This window comes from Arthrobacter sp. Y3223164, assembly GCF_059091005.1.
In genome coordinates, this window is record NZ_JBNHGF010000251.1 from 1 (window position 1) to 4,207 (window position 4,207).

General features: G+C 69.9%; 2 protein-coding genes. Both read right to left on the reverse strand.

Translation table 11 applies throughout. The features are described from left to right. Positions 1–92: 92 nt before the first annotated feature. On the reverse strand, positions 93–1,775 hold the full coding sequence (locus tag AC5RUJ_RS11970) for an ABC-F family ATP-binding cassette domain-containing protein (protein ID WP_494024945.1): 1,683 nt from the start codon (positions 1,773–1,775) through the stop codon (positions 93–95). A gap of 276 nt (positions 1,776–2,051) precedes the next feature. After that, the coding region (locus tag AC5RUJ_RS11975) for a helix-turn-helix transcriptional regulator (RefSeq protein WP_494155909.1) at positions 2,052–4,207 on the reverse strand (2,156 nt) is incomplete at its 5' end.

Below are 4,207 nucleotides of genomic sequence, written 5' to 3' on the forward strand. Positions count from 1 at the left end.
CGGCCGGGCGCTGTCTTGCCTCGCCGCGCGGTGCACCGGGCCGGCGCTTCGCGGCCTCGCCCTCCTCGACGTTCTCCCCGACGCCGGGCGGTTCAGCGCTCCCGGACAACGCGTTCCTCGTCCCACACCGGGGTTTCGCTCTCGTAGACCCTGCCGTCGGAGCCGAACACCAGGAACCGGTCGAAGCTGCGCGCGAACCAGCGGTCGTGGGTGACGGCCAGCACCGTGCCCTCGAACGCGTCGATGGCCCGCTCCAACGCCTCCGCGGAATGCAGGTCCAGGTTGTCGGTCGGCTCGTCGAGCAGCAGCAGGGTGGCGCCCGAAAGTTCCAGCAACAGGATCTGCAGCCGGGCCTGCTGCCCGCCGGAGAGCGAGTCGTACAGCTGTTCCGCCTGCCGGGCCAAGCCGTAGCGGTCCAGGACGGCGGCCGCGGCCTCGCGTCCCAGGCCGGAGCGGTGGTCGTCGCCGCGGTGCAGGATGTCCACCAGGGAACGGCCCAGCAGGTCGGGGCGGATGTGGGTCTGGGCAAAGAAGCCGGGACGGATCCTGGCCCCTAGCTTTACGGTGCCGGCGTGCGGCACGTGGGCGATCCGGACCTCGGAGACCGGCAGGTGCTCTTTCTCCGGGTCGGTGCCGCCGCCGGCGAGCAGGCGCAGGAAGTGGGACTTGCCGGAACCGTTGGAGCCCAGCACCCCCACCCGGTCGCCGAACCAGATCTCGGTGCTGAACGGCTTCATCAGGCCGGTCAGCTCCAGCTTGGTGGCCACCACCGCCCGTTTGGCCGTCCGCCCGCCCTTGAGCCGCATCTGCACGTTCTGTTCGATCGGCACGGCCTCCGGCGGCCCGGCCTCCAGGAACTTCTCCAGCCGGGTCTGGGCGGCGTGGTACCGATTGGCCATGTCGGAGCGGAACGCGGCCTTGTTCTTGTACATGTTCACCAGCTCCTTGAGCTTGGCGTGCTCCTCGTCCCACCGCTTGCGCAGTTCTTCGAAGCGGGCGTTGCGGTCGTCCCGGGCCTGCAGGTAGCTCTCGAAGCCGCCGCCGTGGACCCAGGCGGTGGCGCCAAGGGCGCCGGGTTCGAGCGTGACGATCCTGGTGGCGGCATTGGCCAACAGTTCACGGTCGTGGCTGACGAACAGCACCGACTTCCGCGATTCCCGCAGCTTCTCCTCCAGCCAGCGCTTGCCGGGCACGTCCAGATAGTTGTCCGGTTCGTCCAGCAGCAGCAACTCGTCCGGGCCGGCGAAGAGCGCTTCCAGCACCAGGCGCTTTTGTTCACCGCCGGACAGGGTCGATGCGGTGCGGTGCTGCGCGCGGTCGAAGGGCACGCCCAGGGCGGCCGAGGTGACCTCGTCCCAGACGGTCTCCTGCTCGTAGCCGCCGGCGTCGCCCCAGTCCGCAAGCGCCTGCGCGTACCGCATCTGGGTGGGCTCGTCGTCGTGCTCCATCATGGCCAGTTCGGCTTCATCCACTGCTCGTGCCGCGGCGGCGAGGGCCGGCGGGGCGGCGCCGACCAGAAGGTCGCGTACCGTGGTCCCGTCCCGGACCTGGCCGACGAACTGCCGCATGATGCCCATGGCGCCGGAGCGTGCCACGGCGCCTTCGTCCGGAGCGATGTCGCCGGCGATGATCCGCAGCAGGGTGGTTTTGCCGGTGCCGTTGGGTCCGATCAGCGCGGTTTTGGCACCGTCGCCGACCTTGAAGCCGACGCCGTTGAGCAGCTGGCGGCCGTCGGAAAGGAAATATGCGATGTTGGAGACGTCGAGATGGGCCACGGATCCAGTCTGTCATGGTCGCAGACATACGAAATGGCCCAAAGTCAGGCCTCCCCATTAGCCAACTCACTTCGAGCCATTTCGTGTGCGGCATCGGATCCACCGCCCTAAGGCATGTCCCCCCAACTCGGATCCGGGGTGCCGCCGCCTCCGGTGTGGTCTCCCGTTCCGGTTGCTGACACCTTCAATCATGGTCCCGGCGGCTTCCGTTTGCCAGATCAATCCACCCTAGTTAGGAAAACCTAGGGTGTGCCGCTGCGCTAACCCTGGCGCGGGTCAGTCCTGCCGGTCCAACACGGCCGCCAATTCCTTGCGGGACGCAATCCCGAGCTTGGCGAACGACCGGGACAGGTGCCACTCCACCGCCTTGATGGTGATGAACAGTTCGGCCGCGATCTTGCGGTTCGTGAGTCCCCTGGCCGCCAAGGAGCAGACCCGGTACTCGGCCGGCGTCAGCCGGTCGGCCTTGTTCTCGGCGATCAGCGGCAGGTGAAGATCCTGCTGCCCGAGCAGGCGGGTCATGCGCCGGGCCACCGCGGCGGCCCCGATCCGGTTCCCAAGGACCAGCGCCTTGCGGGCCGCCGCCAGCGCTTCCGTCCGGAACACCGACAGCGCGTCGCCCCGTGCGGGCTGCAGGCAGATCTCGGCCAGGTCGGCCAGGGCCAGTGCCAGCTGGTAGCGGCCCTCGTGGGCTTCGAGCAGCGAGATGGCTTCGCGCAGCATGACGACGGCGCTCGGCCCGGGCTGCGCCAGCGCGGCGGCCCGCATCACGGTGCCGGTCAGGCGCGGAGCACCGAAGGAACGGACCTCTTGGAGCAGGTCGGCGGCAACCGCGGAGGCGTATTCGGTCTGCCCGGCACGGGCGGCGGATTCGATGGCACTGCGCGTCCACAGGTTCAATGTCGGGCCCAGGCCGGCGTCGAGGTCCATGGCGGTGGCGAAGTATTCCAGCGCCAGCTGGTGGTCGCCGTGTCCGGCGGCCACCACTCCGTGCAGCTGGAGCGCCATCGCCTGGACCAGCGGCACGCGTTCTTCCGCCAGCGGGACCCGTTTGAGCAGGGCGTCGGCGGCGGCCAGGTCATCCCGGGCAAGGTAGACCTCGGCCAGCGTCACGCAGGCTACCTCCAGGTACGTCCGCCAGCCGGTGTCTGCCGCCTGCATGCTCGTTTCCAGGTCCATTTGGGCCAACCGCAGCCGACCCCGGTTCAAGTGGATGGCGCCGCGGCAATAGGTCAGGGTGGCGTTCGCCATCGGCGAGGAGTTGGCCCGCGCCTCCGCGATGGCCGCGTCCAGCAGCTCCAGGGCAGCGGCGTCCTGTTCCGAGCCGTTGAGCGCACCGGTCGCGTAGTTGATGATGTTGGATTCCGCGCCGACCTCCGCCAGCAGTTTTCCGCCGGCGCACGCCCGCAGGGCCAGTTCCCCGCTGCGCTGGGCATCGGTTCCGGTCACGGTCAGGCGCAGCGCCTCCTGCACCAGCAACAGCCGGTCGCTCGGGCCGTCCCGGGCCGGGTCCTGCACCAGGATGCTCGCCAGCTCCTGACGGTACTCCTCCGAGAACTGCAGCTGCTGGAACCCCGCCCCTGTTGCCAGCGCAACCACCCGCCGCCTGAGCTCGGTGTGCGGGTCGCCGTCGTTGTCCAGTTCGCCCAGGGCCTGGCTGTAGTAACGCGAACTTTCCTCTATCCGGTTGATTGAATACCGTGCCTCGGCGAACTCCAGCAGCAGCTCCACGCGCGCCCGGGTGCCGTGGGTCATGGCCAGCGCCCGCCGTCCCAGCACCTCCGCCTGCGTGAGGTGGCCGGCGGCCTGATGGGCCAGCGACGCTTCAATCGCGATCCGGCGCTGCAGATCCGGCGCCAGCCCGTTCTCCGCCATGGCCCGTTCGATGAGCCGGACAGCGAGTTCCGCTGCGCCGATCCGGCGGGCTCCCCCGGCGGCATCAAGCAGGACTTCGGCCGAGGCAGGGTCGGCGCCCGGTTTGGTGGCCAGAAGGTGGCCCGCCACCACGGCGCTTTCGCTGCCCTGTGCCGTCAGGGCGGCAGCCGCCCGGCCGTGCAGTTCGGCCTGCCGTTCGGGCTCCAGCGCGGCGAGCACCGCTTCGGCCACCAGGGCATGCTGGATCCGCGGGCGCGGAAGCAGGGCGCTGAAGAACCGCGCGGCGGCAAGGCGTTTCAACACCCGGGTCAGGTCGGCCGGCGGCAGCCCCGTCATACGCGCCAAGAGCTGGTGGCTCGCGTCCTCCCCGAGGACGACGACGGCGTCCAGCACCGCCCGCTCGTCCGCCGAGAGCCGGTCGAGGCGGTCTTGGAGCACCGCGGCTTCCGCCTGGGCCTTACCGGTTCCGGCGGCATCGAGACCTGCCCCCGCGCCGCCCTCCAGGAGCTCGTGGACGTAGAACGGCGTTCCCCCGGCCGCCGCATGGATGCGTGCCG